Source organism: Achromobacter sp. FW305-C-13, from assembly GCF_058783475.1.
In genome coordinates this window covers 814378-832060 of record NZ_JBYSYN010000002.1, presented here as the reverse complement: position 1 = coordinate 832060, position 17683 = coordinate 814378, and the positions used below count along the sequence as shown (strand labels likewise).

14 protein-coding genes are annotated in these 17683 nt (G+C 65.5%); 4 read left to right on the top strand and 10 right to left on the bottom strand.

What is annotated here, in order from left to right; all coding sequences use genetic code 11:
- Nucleotides 1–50 precede the first annotated feature (50 nt).
- Both AC3WMU_RS15250 and pgi read left to right on the top strand, forming a co-directional pair.
- On the top strand, nt 51–1445 hold the full coding sequence (locus AC3WMU_RS15250) for a phosphomannomutase/phosphoglucomutase (RefSeq protein ID WP_492282603.1): 1395 nt from the start codon (nt 51–53) through the stop codon (nt 1443–1445).
- A 7-nt stretch (nt 1446–1452) separates the two neighbouring features.
- Nucleotides 1453–3006 (top strand): glucose-6-phosphate isomerase, encoded by a 1554-nt coding sequence (pgi, locus tag AC3WMU_RS15245; protein ID WP_006226224.1) that lies wholly within the window; start codon nt 1453–1455, stop codon nt 3004–3006.
- A 20-nt stretch (nt 3007–3026) separates the two neighbouring features.
- Here pgi and AC3WMU_RS15240 read toward each other — a convergent pair whose 3' ends face one another.
- The 10 genes from AC3WMU_RS15240 to coq7 all read right to left on the bottom strand — a co-directional run bounded on the left by AC3WMU_RS15240 (nt 3027) and on the right by coq7 (nt 15874).
- On the bottom strand, nt 3027–4160 hold the full coding sequence (locus tag AC3WMU_RS15240; RefSeq protein WP_006226223.1) for a glycosyltransferase family 4 protein: 1134 nt from the start codon (nt 4158–4160) through the stop codon (nt 3027–3029).
- On the bottom strand, nt 4157–5299 hold the full coding sequence (locus tag AC3WMU_RS15235; RefSeq protein WP_424626292.1) for a glycosyltransferase family 4 protein: 1143 nt from the start codon (nt 5297–5299) through the stop codon (nt 4157–4159). Before AC3WMU_RS15235 ends, AC3WMU_RS15240 begins: the two co-directional genes overlap by 4 nt.
- 11 nt (nt 5300–5310) lie before the next feature.
- Nucleotides 5311–6426 (bottom strand): glycosyltransferase family 4 protein, encoded by a 1116-nt coding sequence (locus AC3WMU_RS15230; RefSeq protein WP_006226221.1) that lies wholly within the window; start codon nt 6424–6426, stop codon nt 5311–5313.
- A 3-nt stretch (nt 6427–6429) separates the two neighbouring features.
- Nucleotides 6430–8361 carry an asparagine synthase (glutamine-hydrolyzing) gene (gene asnB / locus AC3WMU_RS15225; RefSeq protein ID WP_492282602.1) on the bottom strand — a complete coding sequence of 644 codons (1932 nt, stop codon included), beginning with the start codon at nt 8359–8361 and terminating at the stop codon, nt 6430–6432.
- Between the two features lie 45 nt (nt 8362–8406).
- On the bottom strand, nt 8407–9549 hold the full coding sequence (locus AC3WMU_RS15220; protein WP_492282601.1) for a glycosyltransferase family 4 protein: 1143 nt from the start codon (nt 9547–9549) through the stop codon (nt 8407–8409).
- Nucleotides 9550–10899: a murein biosynthesis integral membrane protein MurJ gene (gene murJ, locus AC3WMU_RS15215; protein ID WP_492282600.1), complete on the bottom strand. Its 1350-nt coding sequence runs from the start codon at nt 10897–10899 to the stop codon at nt 9550–9552.
- A gap of 1 nt (nt 10900) precedes the next feature.
- Complete coding sequence (locus tag AC3WMU_RS15210; RefSeq protein ID WP_006226217.1) at nt 10901–11926, bottom strand: SDR family oxidoreductase; 1026 nt, start codon at nt 11924–11926, stop codon at nt 10901–10903.
- 10 nt (nt 11927–11936) lie between these two features.
- The gene (tviB, locus tag AC3WMU_RS15205; protein WP_085946959.1) at nt 11937–13214 is read right to left on the bottom strand and encodes a Vi polysaccharide biosynthesis UDP-N-acetylglucosamine C-6 dehydrogenase TviB; all 1278 of its coding nucleotides are present in this window, start codon (nt 13212–13214) and stop codon (nt 11937–11939) included.
- Nucleotides 13215–13309: 95 nt separating this feature from the next.
- Nucleotides 13310–14416 carry an MraY family glycosyltransferase gene (locus AC3WMU_RS15200; protein WP_006226215.1) on the bottom strand — a complete coding sequence of 369 codons (1107 nt, stop codon included), beginning with the start codon at nt 14414–14416 and terminating at the stop codon, nt 13310–13312.
- Nucleotides 14417–15196: 780 nt separating this feature from the next.
- Entirely contained in the window at nt 15197–15874 is a 678-nt protein-coding gene (gene coq7 / locus AC3WMU_RS15195) for a 2-polyprenyl-3-methyl-6-methoxy-1,4-benzoquinone monooxygenase (protein WP_280029770.1), read from the bottom strand.
- A 123-nt stretch (nt 15875–15997) separates the two neighbouring features.
- Between coq7 and AC3WMU_RS15190 the strand changes: the two genes are divergently transcribed.
- Together AC3WMU_RS15190 and AC3WMU_RS15185 are read left to right on the top strand one after the other, a co-directional pair.
- Complete coding sequence (locus AC3WMU_RS15190; RefSeq protein ID WP_006226212.1) at nt 15998–16441, top strand: OsmC family protein; 444 nt, start codon at nt 15998–16000, stop codon at nt 16439–16441.
- A 119-nt stretch (nt 16442–16560) separates the two neighbouring features.
- Nucleotides 16561–17532, top strand: a complete 972-nt coding sequence (locus AC3WMU_RS15185; RefSeq protein ID WP_280029769.1) for a thymidylate synthase — start codon at nt 16561–16563, stop codon at nt 17530–17532.
- The last annotated feature ends 151 nt before the right edge of the window (nt 17533–17683 follow it).

Sequence of the window (17683 nt, the reverse complement as noted above, 5' to 3'; positions counted from 1 at the left end):
ATGACACCCCGTCAAAATCCGTGCTGTAACACCCCTATCAAGGAATCGTCGTGGGCAATCACAACACGCAGTTTCCCGCCTCTGTCTTCAAGGCCTATGACATCCGCGGCACCGTGCCCGACCTGATTGACGCGACGTTCGCGCGTGCGTTGGGCGGCGCCCTGGCTGCCCGCGCGCGCGCCGAAGGCGTGCAAACGCTGGTCGTCGGCCGCGACGGCCGCCTGAGCAGCCCGATGCTGTCGACGGCGCTACAGGAAGGCATGCTGGAAGGCGGCGTGGATACGCTGGATATCGGGATGGTTCCCACCCCCCTGGTCTATTTCGCCACCCACATCATGCAGTGCGGCTCGGGCGTGGCCATCACGGGCAGCCACAATCCGCCCAAGTACAACGGTTTCAAGATGATGATGGGTGGGCGCGCCCTGTACGGCGATGACGTCCAGGCCCTGAGCGCTGCGATGAACGGCCCCGCAAAGGCGCCGGCCGAGCGCGCGGGCGTGCGCCGCCAATTGGATCTGGTCGCGGCCTACATCGCGCGCGTGGCGTCCGGCGTCAAATTGGCGCGCCCCATGAAGATCGCGATCGACTGCGGCAACGGCGTCGCCGGCGCGGTCGCGCCCCAATTGTTCCGGGCGCTGGGCTGCGAGGTCACGGAACTGTTCTGCGAGGTCGACGGCACCTTCCCCAATCACCACCCCGACCCCGCCGAGCCCAAGAACCTGCAGGACCTGATCAAGTGCGTCGCGGAATCCGACTGCGAACTGGGCCTGGCCTTCGACGGTGACGGCGACCGCCTGGGCGTGGTCACGAAATCAGGCCAGATCATCTGGCCTGACCGCCAACTGGTGCTCTTTGCCCGCGACGTGCTGGAACGCAACCCCGGCGCCACCATCATCTATGACGTGAAGTGCAGCCGCCATGTCGGCCTGTCCGTCGAAGCCGCGGGCGGCGTGCCGCTGATGTGGAAGACCGGCCACTCGCTGGTCAAGGCAAAACTGGCCGAAACCGGCGCGCCGCTGGCTGGCGAAATGAGCGGCCACATCTTCTTCAAGGAACGCTGGTACGGCTTTGACGACGGCCTGTACACCGGCGCCCGCCTGCTGGAGATCGTGTCGCAATTCGCCGACGCCTGCGCGCCGCTCGAAGCCCTGCCGCAAGACGTGTCCACGCCCGAACTGAAGCTGGAAATGGAAGAAGGCCAGCCCTTCACCCTGGTCCAGGCGTTGCAGGACCAGGGCCAATTCCCTGATGCCCGCCGTGTGATCACCATCGACGGCGTGCGCGCGGAGTACGCCGACGGCTTCGGCCTGGCCCGCCCATCCAACACCACGCCCGTCGTCGTGCTGCGTTTCGAAGCGCAGACCGCCGAAGCGCTGCAACGCATCCAAGCCGACTTCCGCCGCGAACTGGGCAAGCTCGCACCAGAAGCCAAACTGCCTTTCTGAATCGCCTATGTCACTTCCCAACAGCCCGGCCTGGCAACAATTCACCACAGCAGCGAATACTGCGTCGCGGCGCGGCGAGCAATTGCGGCTGATCAATGCCCCGGGGCTGCGGCTGGACTTGAGCGCGCAAGCGCATTCCCCCGCCCTGCACGAAGCCTCGACGGCGTTGCTGGCGCAGCAGGGCTTTGATGCCGCCCGCGCCACGCTGTTCGACGGCGGCAACGCCAACTGGACCGAAGGGCGCGCCGCCTGGCATACGGCGCTGCGCGCGCCACAGCCACCCGCAGCGGTGGCCGGCGCCGTGTTGGCCGAACGTGAACGGCTGCGCGAATTCGTGCGCGAAGCCGACAAGGCGGACCGCTACGGCTATGTGCTGCACCTGGGCATCGGCGGCAGCGACTGGGGCCCGCGCCTGGTGACGCGCGCCCTGCGTCATGGCGGCGCCAAGCGGGAAGTCCGCTTTGCCTCCAACGTGGATTCGCACTCCGTCGCCGACGCGATGAGCCGGTTGGATCCGCACGACACGCTGGTCATCGTCGCTTCGAAATCGTTCACCACGACCGAGCCGCTGGCCAACGCGGAAGTCGCGATGAACTGGCTGCGCGAAGCCGGCGTGGCCGATCCCATCAAGCAGGTCGTGGCGATCACCGCCAACGTCGAAGCCGCGTTGAACCTGGGCATCCTGCCTGATCACATTTTCCAGATCTGGGATTGGGTCGGCGGCCGCTACTCGCTCTGGTCGGCCATCGGCCTGCCGATCGCGCTGGCGCTGGGCACGGACGCGTTCGACCAGTTGCTGGCCGGCGCGGCGGCCATGGACGAACATTTCCGCACCGCACCGATCGCGGAGAACGCGCCGGTGCAACTGGCGTTGGCCGGCGTAGTCAACCGCAGCGTCCTGGGTTATGACTCGCTGGTGATCGCGCCCTACGACTCGCGCCTGTACCACATCGTGCCGTGGGCGCAGCAGCTGGAGATGGAGTCGCTGGGTAAAGTCGCCACCGCCGACGGCAGCCCGGCGGGCGTGCCGACCGGCGCTGCGATCTGGGGGATGTCAGGCACCGACTGCCAACACACGTTCTTCCAATGGCTGCACCAGGACACCATGGGCGCGCCCGTGGACTTCATCCTGTGCGAACAGCCCGACCACGCCTATGCGCGCCACCATGAACTGCTGATAGCCAATTGCCTGGCGCAACGTTCCGCGCTGCTGCGCGGCAAATCGTTTGACGAGGCGCTGGCGGAAACGTCCGCCACCGAAAGCGATCCGGCCCGCGCGCGCCTGCTGGCGCAGCACCGCGTCCATCCGGGCGGCCGCCCGTCATCGCTGATCGTGCTGCCGCGTCTGGAGGCCTATACGCTGGGCGCACTGCTGGCGCTCTACGAACACAAGGTATTCGTGCAGGGCGTGATCTGGGGCATCAACCCGTTCGACCAATGGGGCGTGGAGTTCGGCAAGGTGCTGGCCAAGAACATCATGCGCGAACTGGACTCCCCGCAACCCAGCCAGCAGGATCCTTCCACCCGATTCTGGATCGACGCGATCGCGCGCCGCCACTAGCCCGGCACGGCTGGGCGCCGTCAGGCGCTCAGCGCGTCGTATAGGCCGACGTGGATGCTGGCAACGCGTTCGATATTGAATTCGCGTTCAGCCAGCGCCCTACCGGCAGCACCCATGGCCTGCCGCAGCGCCGGATCTTCCGCCAGACGGGCGATCGCATCCGCCAAGGCCTGCGCATCGCGCACGGGCACCAGCAAACCGGTTTCACCCGGCTCGATCGCATCCCGGCAACCCGGCACGTCGGTCGTCACGACGGCGCGCGCGCATGCAGCGGCTTCGATCAACGATTTGGGCAGGCCTTCCCGGTAAGACGGCAGCACGGCAATGTGGGACGCGGCATACAACGCCGCCACATCTGAACGTTCGCCCAGCGCCTGGACCGCCCCCTCGCGTTGCCAGGCATCGACCTCGCTCTGCGTCGCCGACGCGGGGTTGCCCGCGTCCACCCCGCCCACCAACTGCATCGTCACCGGCAAACCGCGCTGGCGCAGGATGCCTGCGGCCTGCACGAACTCCTGCACGCCCTTGTCGCGCAGCAGGCGGGCCACCATCGTGACCACGACCGGCGGCGCCGCCGGCTCGGGCAATGCACGATAGGCATCCAGGTCCACGCCCGCGCCGCGGATCATGACGACCTGATCATCGCGCACTGCGCCCAGCGATTTGAGCAGGTCGCGGTCGTTGGCGTTCTGGAAGATCACGCGACTGTTCGGGTGGCCCAGAGCAATCCGGTACAGCCTTGCCACCACCGAACGCACCAGCCGCATCTTCAGCGAATTGGACAGGAACACGAAGCCCAATCCTGAAATGGCCGCCACCATGCCGCGCACGCGAGCCAGGCGCGCGGCGATGCCACCGTAGAGCACGGGCTTGATGGTAACCAGGTGCACCACATCGGGCCGCACGCGGCGGAACAGGCGCACCAAAGCCAGCAAGGTTCCCAGTTCCTGCAAAGGATGCTTGCCGCTGCGCGTCATGGGAATGGCGTGGTGCATCATGCCAAGGGCCTGGATCTCGGCCACCGCGGGGCCGTCCATCGTGGCCACATGCACGTCATAGCCGGCGCGTTGCGCCGCCAGCGCCACCGGCACCCGGTGCGACATGAAGAACGCGGGGTTATTGACGACGAACATCAAGCGGCGGCCGGCGCTCATGCCTGGACTCCAGAAATACGGCGCCATACGGCGAGGTAACGTTGCACCATGCGGGCAAGATCAAAATTTTCCAGCACGCGGGCACGTCCTGCTTCGCCCGCCCGACCGCTGCCGCGCGCGGCGACGTCGCACAAGGCGGTCTCGATTCCGCGCGCCAGCGCCTCTGCCTGTTCAGGCGGCACCACGATGCCGGTATCGCCGACGATATAGGCGGCGTCGCCCACGTCGGTCACGACGCAATAGACGCCGCAAGCCATGGCCTCGGCGACCACGTTGGGAAAACCTTCCGCGCAGCTGGACAGCACATGCAGGTCCAGCCCGTTCATTACGGCCGGCACATCATCGCTGGGGCCTGCCAGGATCATGCGTTCGCGCAGGTCCAGCTTGTCGATCAGCGCGGCCAGTTCGGCGTTGTCCGGCGCCATGCCGCGCCCGACCAGCACACATCGCAACCCGGCATCGCGGCCGTCACGCACCAAGGCGGCCACGGCGCGCAGCAGGTTGGCATGGTCTTTGAGTGGGTCCCAACGGGCCACGCAACCGATCACCGGCGCATCCTCCGACAGGCCCCATTGCGCGCGAACGCGTGCCCGGGCCTGGGCGTCGGGCGCATAACGCGACAGGTCATAGCCGTTGGAGATCACCACCATCCGATCGCGCCGGTAGCCTTTTTCCGCGTGGCGTTCGGCTGCGTTTTGCGCCGCGCAGATAATGGCGCGCGGCACGCTGCCCGACAGCAGCGCGCAGGCACGCAGAACCAGGCGAGCCGAACGGCTGCTGCGCTCCAGATGCGCGCCGGAATTGCGGATGCCCCAAGCGATGGCGCGCACGCCAGCCAGGCGGGCAGCCAAACCGCCGATCAGGTCGGCGTGGTACATCCAGGTCTGCACGGCGTCGGGACGCGCGCTGGCGATCAAGCGGCGCAAGACCAGGAAGCCGCCCAGGCTGACTCGCCCCCGCTTCATGCCCAGCGCGTGTACGGCAACGCCGGCCGCACGCAGGCGTTCGCCGTAAATGCCTTCATCGGTCAGCGACACCACAATGTGCGTCACGCCAGGTTCGGGATACGTTGCCAGGCGCAGCAGCACGGATTCCGCGCCGCCCTGCCCCAGGCCCGTGATGACGTGCAGGATGCGCATTGCGGGGGTGCTCATCGCGCCTCCTGCACCGCTTCGAACAGTTCATCCCATTCCGACAGCACGCTGGCCAGCGCATAACGATGGCGCACCGCCGTCGCGCCGCGTTCGCCCAACTGCCGGCGCAAGGACAAGTCGCCCATCACGCGCTGCAAGGCGTCGCGCAACGCATCGCGGTCGCCTGCCGGCACCAGCAAGGCGTCCTGGCCGTCGCGCGTCATCTCGCGCGGGCCGCTGGGGCAATCAAAGGCCACGCAAGGCAAGCCCAGCGACATGGCTTCCAGGAGGACGTTGGGAAAGCCCTCCACCAGCGAACTCAACACGAAGGCTTGCCCGCGCGCCAGCTCGTCCCACGGCGTTTCCGTGCGGCCCGGCAGGCTGACCCGCGATTCCAGGCCCAGCCGGGCGATCTGCGCCTCCAGCGCGGCGCGCTCGGGGCCTTCGCCCCAGATCCGCAGGTTCCAATCCGGATTCGACGGCGCCAATTGCGCGAAGACGTCGATCAGCAGATCAAACTGCTTGTCAGAGACCAGGCGGCCCATCGCCAGCAGTTCACGCGGCCCCTCGTCCTCACGTTGCAACACGCGGGGCGCATCCAGCAAGGGCGCAGGCAAGGGATTCGGGATGACGGCCAAGCGCTTGATGCCCGGCACCTGGCGCGAGAACGGGCCGGCGGTGTCTTCCGCCTGCACGGTCACCATGTCGGCGCGCGGGTACAACAGGCGGCGCAGCTTGCGCCACACCGAGCCCGTGGTCGTCTCGGCGACCGGATTCGTCCGCTCGCAGACGATGAGCGGCACGCGCAAGCCTCGCGTGGCGAGGATGGCGGCCACATTGACGTTGGTCAGGAAGGACACCACCACATCGGGTTTGGTGTCGCGGATGTGCTTGCGCAAGGCCATCAGGCGCTTGAACGCAGCCATTGCCCCGGACGCCCGCGTGCCGGCAATATCCGCCAGCCATGCGAGTTCAACCTTGTCCGATAAGGGATAAAAGCACGTGCCCTTGGACGAATAGGTGGGCGTCAAGGTGACGGCGTCCCCGCGTTCGGCCCATGCGCTAACCAGCGTGGCAGCCACCCGTTCGGCGCCGCCCGCATGCATGGAACTGACCAGCATCAATATTCTCATTCGTCAAAGACTCCCAATAGATCCCCCTTGATCCGGTCCTGCGCGATAACGGTCCAGCCAGGCCTGCATCATCAGGACGCCCCACAAGTGGCTGTCCCAATTGCGATGGCCCGACGTGTGTTCACGCCACTTGCGCAGGATGGGTTCCGGTTCGAACCAGCCTTCCTGACGCAGGCGCGTGGGGTCCAGCAATGCGTCCGCCCATTCCCGCAGCGGGCCGCGCAGCCAGGCGGCGAGCGGCACGGCAAAACCGCGCTTGGGGCGGTCCACCAGGGCCTGCGGCACATGGCGATGCAGCACCTGGCGCAACAGCCACTTGCCCGTGTTGCCGCGCACCTTGTACTGGTGCGGCAGGCTCCAGGCGAATTCATAAACGCGGTGGTCGATCAGCGGCACCCGCGTTTCCAGACTGACCGCCATCGCGGCGCGGTCCACCTTGACGAGGATGTCGTCCGGCAGATAAGTGATCGTATCCAGCTTCATCATGGCTTCGAAGGTGGAGCCCTGCATGGTCCGCGCAAATTCCGAGACCGGTTCCACCCCGCCCTTGACCACCTTGGTGGGGTCGGCCCAGTACGACACGAAGTGGCGATAGAAATCGCCGCGCGAGTCGGTGCGCAGCAGCTCGCCCAGCTTGCCGACCTTGCCGCGCCAGGCGCCGCGCCCCGGAAGATGGGTGGATGCGGAAAGCAGCGCGCCCGCGGGCTTGCGCAGCAGCGAAGGAAAGCGCTCGCATTGCTGCCACCAGTTGTTCACGCGGAAATAGCGTGAATAGCCGCCGAAGAGTTCGTCGCCGCCATCGCCGGACAGCGCGACGGTAACGTGCTGCCGCGCCATTTTCGTGACGAGCGAGGTCGGGATCTGCGACGAATCGGCAAACGGTTCGTCGTACATGTCCGCCAGCGACGGCACCACGGCCAACGCGTCCTCGGCGGTCACGTAGAGCTCGGTATGGTCCGTGCCCAGGTGCGTGGCCACGGCTTTCGCGTGCTGCGCCTCGTCATAGCCCTTTTCGTGGAAGCCGATCGCGAAGGTGCGCACGGGCTTGGCGCTCTGCGCCTGCATCAGGGCCACGATAGTGGACGAATCAATGCCGCCCGACAGGAAGGCGCCCAGGCTCACATCGGCCAGCATCTGGCCGCCGACCGCCTTGGACAACACGCCTTCCAGCGCTTCGGTGGCCTGCACGTCGGACTCGAACGTCAGCAGCGACTTGGCTGCGGCGTCCGCGGCATCGCGCGCGGACCAGTACACGCGCGGCTCCGGCATGCGACGGCTGCGGGTGTCGTCAGCGGTGAATTCGACCCAGGTCCCCGGCGGCAGCTTGGCGATGCCCTGGTAGATGGACTGGGGCGCCGGAATGTAGTTGTGCCGCATGAACGACGCCAACGCATTGCGGTTCAGGTCGCGGCCAAAGCCCGGAATGGGCATGAGGCCCTTCAACTCGGAAGCGAACACCAGTTCGGCGCCGGAGTAGCCGTAGTACAGCGGCTTTTCGCCCATGCGGTCGCGCGCCAGCATCAGCTTGCGCGACGCGCGATCCCACAGCGCGATCGCGAACATGCCGACTGCGGCCTGCAAGGTCGCCTCGATGCCCAGCGCGGTGAATCCCGCCAGCAGGGTTTCGGTGTCGGAGTGCCCGCGCCAGGACGGCGCCAGCGCGGATTGCTCCAGCTGCTTGCGGATGTCCATATGGTTGTAGATCTCGCCGTTGAACACCATGACATAGCGGCCGCAGGCGGACGTCATGGGCTGGTGGCCGGCTTCGGTCAAGTCCAGGATCGCCAGGCGGACGTGCGCCAGGGCCAGTTCAGCCTCGGGGTCTTCCCAGAAACCGTTGCTGTCCGGCCCGCGGTGGCGGATGCGGCGGCAGCTTTCGGCCAGCACGCGCTCCTTGTTTCCGACAGGGCCCCAAATTCCGACTATTCCACACATGATGAAGTTCTCGTGGTCACCGTAGCAACGGCGTGCCGCGCGGGCCTAGCGGCCCGGTCCGCGCACGTCGTCAAAAAGTTCTTGCCATTGTTGCAGCACGCGCGTGGCCGAAAACCGGTCGCGCACGTCAGTCGCCGCCTGCGCCATGCGCTGGCGCGCGGCGTCATTGCCCATCACGTCGGCCAGCGCCTTGCATAGCGCGGGCACGTCGCCATTGGGGCGGACCAGCACGCCGTCGATACCTTCGCGCACGATCTCGCGCGGGCCGGTATCGCAATCGAACGACACGGCGGCCAAGCCGCTGGCCATCGATTCAAGCAGAGTGTTGGACAGCCCTTCAAAGCGCGACGTCAAGACGTATAGATCGGCACTGTCGTACCAATCGCCCACGTTGCCGGCGCGTCCGGGCATCGAGATGCGCGACGCCAGCCCGGCTTTGCCGACTTGCGCTTCGAGGGCGGCGCGCTCATCGCCTTCGCCCAGAATAACCAGATCCCAGTCCGGATGCGACGGCGCCAGCGTGGCGAACGCCTGGATCAGCAGGTCGAACCCCTTGTCCGCATGCAGACGGCCGACCGCCAGCAAGCGCTTGCGCCCGTCGCCCGACACCGGGGTCAGCAACGGTTCGGCGCGCGGCAACGGCCAGTGCACGGGGTTGGGAATGACGGCCAGCCGGGAGCCGGGCACGTGCTGTTCGATCCACTCCGCGGTGCCGCGCGTCAATGCGACGACGCGCGCGGCGCGCGGGTAGGTCAGCCGGCGCAAGCGCAGCCACAGGCCCGACAGGGTCTGCGACGGCGGATGCGTATGTTCGGTCGCGATCACGCGGCAACCCAGGCCGGAACTCGCCAGCACGGACAGCACGGACGCCGTGGTCATCATGCCCAGCACGATGTCGGGGCGGAACGCCTTGATCACCCGGCGCAACGCGCGCACGCGCTGCACATTGCTCCAGATGCCACGCAAGCCTCCCCCCTCGCCTGCCGTGTGCAGGACTTCGCGGCGGACGTTGGGATGCAGGGCATAGACATCACCGTCGGCGCTGGCCTGCGTCACGACCATCACCTCTCGCCCCATCTGCGCCCAGTGGGCGCTCAGGTCGGCGGCAACGCGTTCAGCGCCGCCCCCATGCAGCGAGTGGATGAACAGCAGGACGCGCAATGCACGGCCGGATTCGGCTTGGGACATTCAATCGGCCTCCTTGGGTTCGGCCTTGCGCATCGCCACCACCAGGTAGCAGGCGAAGGACAGCACATACATGAGGCTGGTTGCCAGCATGATGCCGGCCGCGCCCATCTTGGGCGCCAGTACGGTGTTCAACGCGGCCTTCAGCGCAAAATTGGCTACCGCGATGGCGGCCATGATGCGATAGCGGTTCTGGCTGGCCAGCAGTTGCACCAGGATCAGCACGCCGAAGTAGAACGGCAATTGCAGCAGGCCCCAGCGCAGCACATGCGCGACGGCTTCGGTATTTTCCGCGGTAAAGGCGCCGCGCTGGAACAGCACGGACACGCCCCACGGCGCCAGCACCCAACCGATCGCGACCGCCACGGCGCCCGCCCCCACCATCAGCACCGACCATTTCAGCGCCATGCTGCGTGCGCGGGCGGTATCGCCTCGGGCCTGCACGTCGGCCAGCACCGGCAGCGCAGCGCGGCCCACCGACACGGCGCCGATACCCAGCAAGAGGGACAGCAGCCGGCTGGCGTAGCCCAGCGTCGCGTTCGCATTGGCGCCCAGGTTGGCGGCGGCATATTGGTCCAGCGGGCCGACGAAGCTCATCGCCACCTGGCCGATCAGCATCACGCCGGCGGCGCCCATCAGTTCGGGCCAGTGCGGTGAACGCAGTGTTAGGCGCGGCGCGCCCCAGAATCCGCCGTCCGCGCGCGCCGCCAGCCAGGCCAGCCAGACAGTCTGGATGGCATAGCCCACCAAGGTGCCCCATAGCAGCGGCCCGACGCCATCGGCGCTGACGGCCAGCATCACCCAGGTCAGCGTCGCCACGGCGGGCACGCTATCGAGCAATGTATTGACGTGGCGTTCATGGGCGCGCAGCCGCGCGGCGCTGATGCCGGCGATCAGCAGCAGGGCCGACACCGGCGCAAAGGCGATGAGCAGGTCGCCCGTCATGCCGCGCACGCGCTCGGGCAATCCCTTGCCCAGCGCATCCACCACATACGGCCAGGCGAACCAGGTGGCGATGGCCAGCGCAATGCCCGCCGCGGCCACCCAGCCTTGAAGTTCTTTGATGAATTGGTCGCGCTCGGCGTCTTCCGCGCGGCGCAGCCGCACCAGGACAGGAATCAAGACCACCGATAGCACGCCCACGATCGTGACCGGCAGCCAGGTGGCCATGGTCATCGTGAATTGGTAGGCGTCCACGGCGTCGCTGACGCCATACCGGTAGGCCACCGCCATCTCTTTGATGGCGCCGGCAGCCTTGCCCAGCAGCAGGAACACGGCCACCCGGAACGCGCCTTTGAAGATGCGCTGATGGTCCGGGTGGATGTTGCCGAGTTTGCGGATGAGTGCTTTCAAATCAACGCAGGAATTGCGTGTACCAGGGCATGGCCACTTCCAGGCCTTGCAGCACCGTGTGCGACGGCGCGTAGCCCAGCAGGCGGCCGGCCTTGCTGACGTCGGCCTGCGAGTGGCGCACGTCGCCCGGGCGGAAGTCGGCGTATACGGGCTTTTTGCCGTAGGCCACGTTCTGGTTGCCCAGGGCCTTGACCAGGAAACCGAACAGGTCGTTCAACGTGCTGCGGCCGCTGACGGCCACGTTGTAGACCTGGTTGCGGCCTTCTGCCGGCGCCATCGCGGCCAGCAGGTTGGCCTGCACCGCGTTTTCCACAAAGCAGAAGTCGCGGCTGGTCTCGCCGTCGCCATTGATGATGACGTCGTCGCCCTTGATCATCGCGGCGGTCCACTTCGGGATCACGGCGGCGTAGGCGCCGTTCGGATCCTGGCGCTTGCCGAACACGTTGAAGTAGCGCAGGCCCACCGTTTCGAACCCGTACGAGCGTGCGAACACGTCCGCATACAGTTCGTTCACGAACTTGGTCACGGCGTACGGCGACAAGGGCTTGCCGATATTCTCTTCCACCTTGGGCAAGGCAGGATGGTCGCCGTACGTGGAACTGGACGCCGCATAGACGAACGACTTCACTTGCGCATCGCGGGCGGCGACCAGCATGTTCAGGAAGCCGCCTATGTTCACCTCGTTGGTGGTGATCGGATCTTTCAGCGAACGCGGCACGGAGCCCAGCGCGGCTTGATGCAGCACGAAGTCCACGCCGTCAACGGCGCGGCGGCAAGCATCCAGGTCGCGGATATCGCCTTCCACGAAGGTAAAGCGCGCCCATTGCTCGGCCGAAACCGAAGCGCGCACTTCATCCAGGTTGCGCTGGTGACCGGTTGCGAAGTTGTCCAGGCCGGTGACGGTCTGATTCAGCTTCAGCAGGGTTTCCAGCAGGTTCGACCCGATGAAGCCGGCGCAGCCGGTCACCAGCCACTTGCGCGGCGCGGCGGTCAATTCCTGCTTGATGGTCTCAAAGCGTGTTGCCATGGCTGAATCCTTACAGGCGCAGATCGGATTCGGCGGGCGACAGCACGTACTTCAAGTCGTACAGCACGTGCTGCTCCTTGCCCAGCTTGCGGATGCCTTCGGCGCCCAAGGCCTTGAACTGGTTGTGCGCCACCGCCAGGATCACGGCGTCGTACTTGCCCTCTTCCAGCTTGGCGACCGGCGTCAGGCCGTACTCGTGCACGGCTTCCTCGGCGTCGACCCACGGGTCGTAGACGTCGACGTCTACGTTGTAGTCGCGCAGTTCATGCACGATGTCCACGATGCGCGTATTGCGCAGGTCGGGGCAGTTTTCCTTGAAGGCCAGGCCCATGACGAGCACGCGCGCGCCTTGCACATGGATGCGCTGCTTGGTCATCGCCTTGACCAGTTGCGACACCACGTAGCCGCCCATCGAGTCGTTCAGGCGGCGGCCCGCCAGGATGATCTCGGGGTGGTAGCCGATCGATTGCGCCTTGTGCGTCAGGTAGTACGGGTCCACGCCGATGCAATGGCCGCCCACCAGGCCCGGACGGAACGGCAGGAAGTTCCACTTGGTGCCGGCGGCTTGCAGCACGGCCTCGGTGTCGATGCCCATCTTGTTGAAGATCAGGGCCAGTTCGTTGATCAGCGCGATGTTCACGTCGCGCTGCGTGTTTTCGATCACCTTGGCGGCTTCCGCCACGCGGATGCTGGACGCCTTGTGCGTGCCGGCGGTGATGATCTGCTTGTACAGCTGATCGACCAGTTCGGCGACTTCAGGGGTGGAACCCGAGGTGACCTTCTTGATGGTGCTGACACGGTGTTCCTTGTCGCCCGGGTTAATGCGCTCGGGGCTGTAGCCCGCATAGAAGTCCACATTGAACTTCAAGCCGGACACGCGCTCCAGCACCGGCACGCAATCTTCTTCCGTGGCGCCCGGATAGACCGTGGATTCATAAATGACGATGTCGCCTCGCTTGAGCACAGCGCCGATGGTTTCGCTGGCCTTGACCAGCGGAGTCAGGTCGGGCTGCTTGTATTCGTCAATGGGGGTCGGCACGGTCACGATGAACACGTTGGCCTCGCCCAGCTCGGCGCGGTCGGCGGTGTAGGTCAATTGAGCGGCTTCGGCCAGCTCTGCATCGCTCACTTCCAGCGTGTGGTCGTGGCCGGCCTTCAGTGCGTCGATGCGGCGCGTATTGATATCGAACCCGATGACCGAGCGCTTCTTGCCGAACTCCACCGCCAGGGGCAGACCGACGTAGCCCAGGCCGACGACAGCAAGTTTCACATCCTGAATTCGCAACATAACTCTCCCTTCACCGTAGAACGATTACGGCATTTTAAATATGGTCGGGTGATAGATAACCGAGCCCCCGACGGCAATCGCCGGGGCACTCAAAACTAATCCGTAGTCTTCAAAACAGATGGCAGCAGCAGCCACCCCGGGCGACGCCAGGACACCAGCCGCGCATACAGCCAGATATAGACGCTGGCGAACACCACGAGGCTGGCGCTAAGCGCCCACGCGTTGTCCCACCAGATCGTGGCCGGCACCAGGCCGATCAGCGCCAGCACCCACATGTAGGGCGACGCCATCGCATTGCACAGCGCCGGCACGGCGTGGCGACGGCCCCGGCTGAATGTCACGCGAACCAGGCGGCGGAACACCAACTGGTGCAAGTGCAAGGCATCCGGCTGGTCGACCGGCACGCCGCGCTTGAAGCGTCGGCGCCAGATCGAGAAACCGGTTTCGAATACGGGGTAGAACAGCACGGCCAGCGCATAGAACGGCGACACCGACGGATTACGCACGACCAGCAACACCGCCAGTTCGGCCAGCATGAAGCCGAGGAAGTAGGCCCCGCCGTCGCCCAGGAACACGCGCCCGAACGGGAAGTTCCAGACCAGGAAGCCCAAGGTCGCCGACGCCAAGGCGGCGGAGATCAGGAAGATCGGCACGTCGCCCACTTGCATCGCCACCAGGCTGATCGACACCGACATCAGGGTGGCAACCATGCCGGCCAGGCCATTCATGCCGTCCACGATGTTCAACGCATGCGTACAGCCGCCCACCGCAATCATGGTGAACAAGAGCGACACCGGCCAGAACGACAGCACGTAGTCAACCGGCGCCATGCCCACACGGCTGACGCCGCCCAGCAGCCACCAGGCGATCGCCGCCGACAGGAAAGCCGCCAGCAAACGCTTGCTGGCGCCGATATCTTTAGTGATGTCTTCCAGCAGGCCAGCCACGAACACCGGCAGCGCGGCGACAAACAGCGCGGGCCACAGCCACGTCAGCGTCATGTTGGCAGGGCCCAGCACCAGCAGGCCCAGCAAGGTGCCAGCAAGCACGGCCAAGCCGCCGACACGGGGCGTCGCGCGAGAATGGTTTGCTTGCGGCTTGTTCAGATCGCTGTCGCCGGTAAACCGGCCATGCCAGCGTTCCGACCACACGATGAGCCCGCCCACCATGAACGCGACCACGCAGATATACAGCCAGGTCACAGAATCACCTCTGGTTGGTCTATCGAGACAGGCCCGCCATTATGGGAGGCAGGTGTAACGCCCATATATGGCAGGGATAAGGAAGTGCAATTCAGGGGCACGAAACGTAACACCCGGGACAGGGCCGTTCGTCCGCCGCCAGGCCGCTGGATGGAGGGGGCTGATGCAACAAAACCGCGGACGCGCGGAGATACGGATTTCATGCGCTGATTGTAGAGCTTTCCGCTGGGGAACACGCGAAATATCCCAGGGAAAACGCGGATGCCGCCATAGGGAGGATATGCCGTCGACTAGCCAGGCCGGGCGAGCCGCGCCAAAAAATAGGGACGCATTAATTCGGCATAAAAAAAAGCCCGAGATCGCAAGATCTCGGGCTAAATCCACCAAAGGAGGAGGGTGGAGGAGACAACCGTGGCATGTTGGGAGCTTGCCTTCTGCTCGCTACGCGTTCGGGGTTTTGCACCGCGCCGACTGCGTTTCAACATCCGATGAGTGAATAGTACCGAGGTTTTTTGTGCGATGCAAGAATTTTTTTAATCTCTTTTGAAGGCCGGTTTTCGCGTTGCGTTTTCGCCGCAAAATTCCCTTGCGCCCCCGGGAGACCCGCATCAACACATGGCTTGGCCAAAAAAAGGGTTTTTGCCGAACGGGTAAACCCATTGCGGACTAACCCTAGACGATACCGGGTAATCCCACCCTGTCATTTGCACCTTAATGGTGCGTTCTGCACCAGTCTGCGGCCGAATTTGCGCACTGCAACATTTCAGCCGCAAGCGGTTCTCAGACCCAATAAGCTGTCGTCGTCATGACCTTGGACATCGCCCGCATGGCCGCTTTTACCGGGGCGGGCAGCGGTACGCCCCCTGCCCGCTCGGCGCTGGCACGATGCTCGGCTTCGTCGTCCTTCATCTTGCGGACGATCTCGCGCGAGCGTTCATCCTGCACCGGCAAGGTGCGTAGATGCTCTTCCAGATGTGCCTCCACCTGCCGCTCGGTCTCGGCCATGAAACCCAAGTTACGCGGCACGCCCGCATAACTGGCCAGCACGCCCAATGCGAACGATCCGGCGTACCAGACCGGGTTCAAGAGGCTGGGCCGGCTGCCCAGTTCGGTCAGGCGCTCGTTGCACCAGACCAGGTGATCGACTTCTTCTGAAGCCGCATTCAGCAGCAGCGCGCGGGGCGCGGGTTCGCGGCAGACCGACGCCTGCCCCCGGTACAACGCCTGCGCGCAGACCTCGCCCACATGGTTCACGCGCATCAGGCCCGCCGCGTGCCGTTTTTCCTGCGCGGACATCGCATTTGGCGCCTCTTCGGACTTGGCCGGATAGGGACGACCGGCGGTCGCGCTGTTGGACAGCACCCGCAATGCGCGGTCCGCTTCGGCCAGCAACGCATCCAGCGGACTGGTACGGCGCAGGAAGGAAAGGGGGCCGGATTGTGACAGGGCGGTGGACATGGACAACTCCTTGGCAAAACTGGCGCACACACCCCTGATGCGGGGCGGGGCTCTCGTGCCTGGAATTGTACGCAACAGGTATCATCAACCATTGACTGCGCTCAAAGCTCAAGGACACACGACATGGAATGCACGATCGACTGGGGCGGCCCCAACGGCATGCTCTTTACCGCCAGCACCGGCAGCGGCCACGTGGCCGTGATGGACGGCGCCGTGGACGGCGGCGGCCACAACCTGGCGCCGCGCCCGATGGAAATGCTGCTGGCCGGCACGGGCGGCTGCACCGCCTATGACGTGGTGCTGATCCTGAAGCGCGGCCGCCACGCCGTCACCGGCTGCAGCGTCAAGCTCCATGCCGACCGCGCGGATGCCGACCCGAAGGTCTTCACCCGCATCCATTTCGCCTTCACGGTCACAGGCCGCAACCTGCCGCAAGCCGCGGTGGAGCGCGCCGTGCAGCTATCGCACGAAAAGTACTGCTCGGCCTCGGCCATGCTGGAGAAGACCGCGGCGCTGACGTTTTCGGTCGAAATCGTCGACACGCAGGAAGCGCCGGCCGCCGCCTGAGGCACGCCCGCGTGGTGTAATTCGCCCTATCCCTTCTTTCCTATCCAGATAAGCGCCGCCGCGTCGCACGCGGCGGCCCATTTGCGTCACCCGCGGGGCGGGCGAACACAAGGACCGCCATGAAACAATACCTGGACCTCGTTCAATCCATCCTGGACACCGGCGCGTGGCAGGAGAACCGGACGGGCATACGCACACTCAGCATGCCGGGCGCGTCGTTGCGGTTCGACCTGCAAAAGGGCTTCCCCGCTGTCACCACCAAGAAGCTGGCGTTCAAGTCCGCCATTGGCGAGATGGTGGGTTTCATGCGCGCCTCGCGCAGCGCCGCGGAGTTCCGCGACCTGGGCTGCAAGGTCTGGGACCAGAACGCCAACGAAAATAGCCAATGGCTGGCCAACCCGTACCGCGAAGGCCCGGACGACCTGGGCCCCGTCTACGGCGTCCAATGGCGCCAGTGGCCGGCCTACAAGGTGCTGGATGCCACTCGCACGGCGCAGGTCGAAGACGCGCTGGCCCGCGGCTACGCCAAGGTGGCGGATCTGGAAGAAGCCGGCGTGCCGAAAGTCCTGCTGTACAAGGCGGTAGACCAGTTGCGCCAATGCCTGGACACCATCCACGAGCGCCCGGGCGATCGCCGCATCCTGTTCCACGGCTGGAATTGGGCCCAGATCGAAGAAATGGCCCTGCCGCCCTGCCATCTGCTCTACCAGTTCCTGCCCAACGCGACCACCCGCGAAATCTCGCTCTGCCTGTATATCCGTTCCAACGACGTCGGCCTCGGCACGCCTTTCAACCTGACGGAAGGCGCCGCGCTGCTGCACCTGGTGGGACGCCTGACCGGCTACACCCCGCGCTGGTTCACCTATTTCATCGGCGACGCGCATATCTACGAAAACCACTTGCCGATGCTACGCGAGCAACTCGCCCGCGAGCCCTTCGAATCGCCCAAGCTGATCCTGTCCGACCGCATCCCCGATTTCGCCGTGACCGGCCGCTATGAACCGGAATGGCTGGAAAAGGTGGAACCGAGCGATTTCTCGCTGTCCGGCTACACCCATCACGCGCCGCTCACCGCGCCCATGGCCGTGTAAGATCGCGCCCGGCACGCCCACTCCGGCGGCCGCAGGAAGCACGCGGGCAGCCGCCGTGGGCGCTTGCCCTCGGGCTGGCAAACCGCGCTTGGCCGCATAAGTGAAGATTGGTGAGCTTCTGGACGCGCGATTTCGGTATAACCCATCCCTT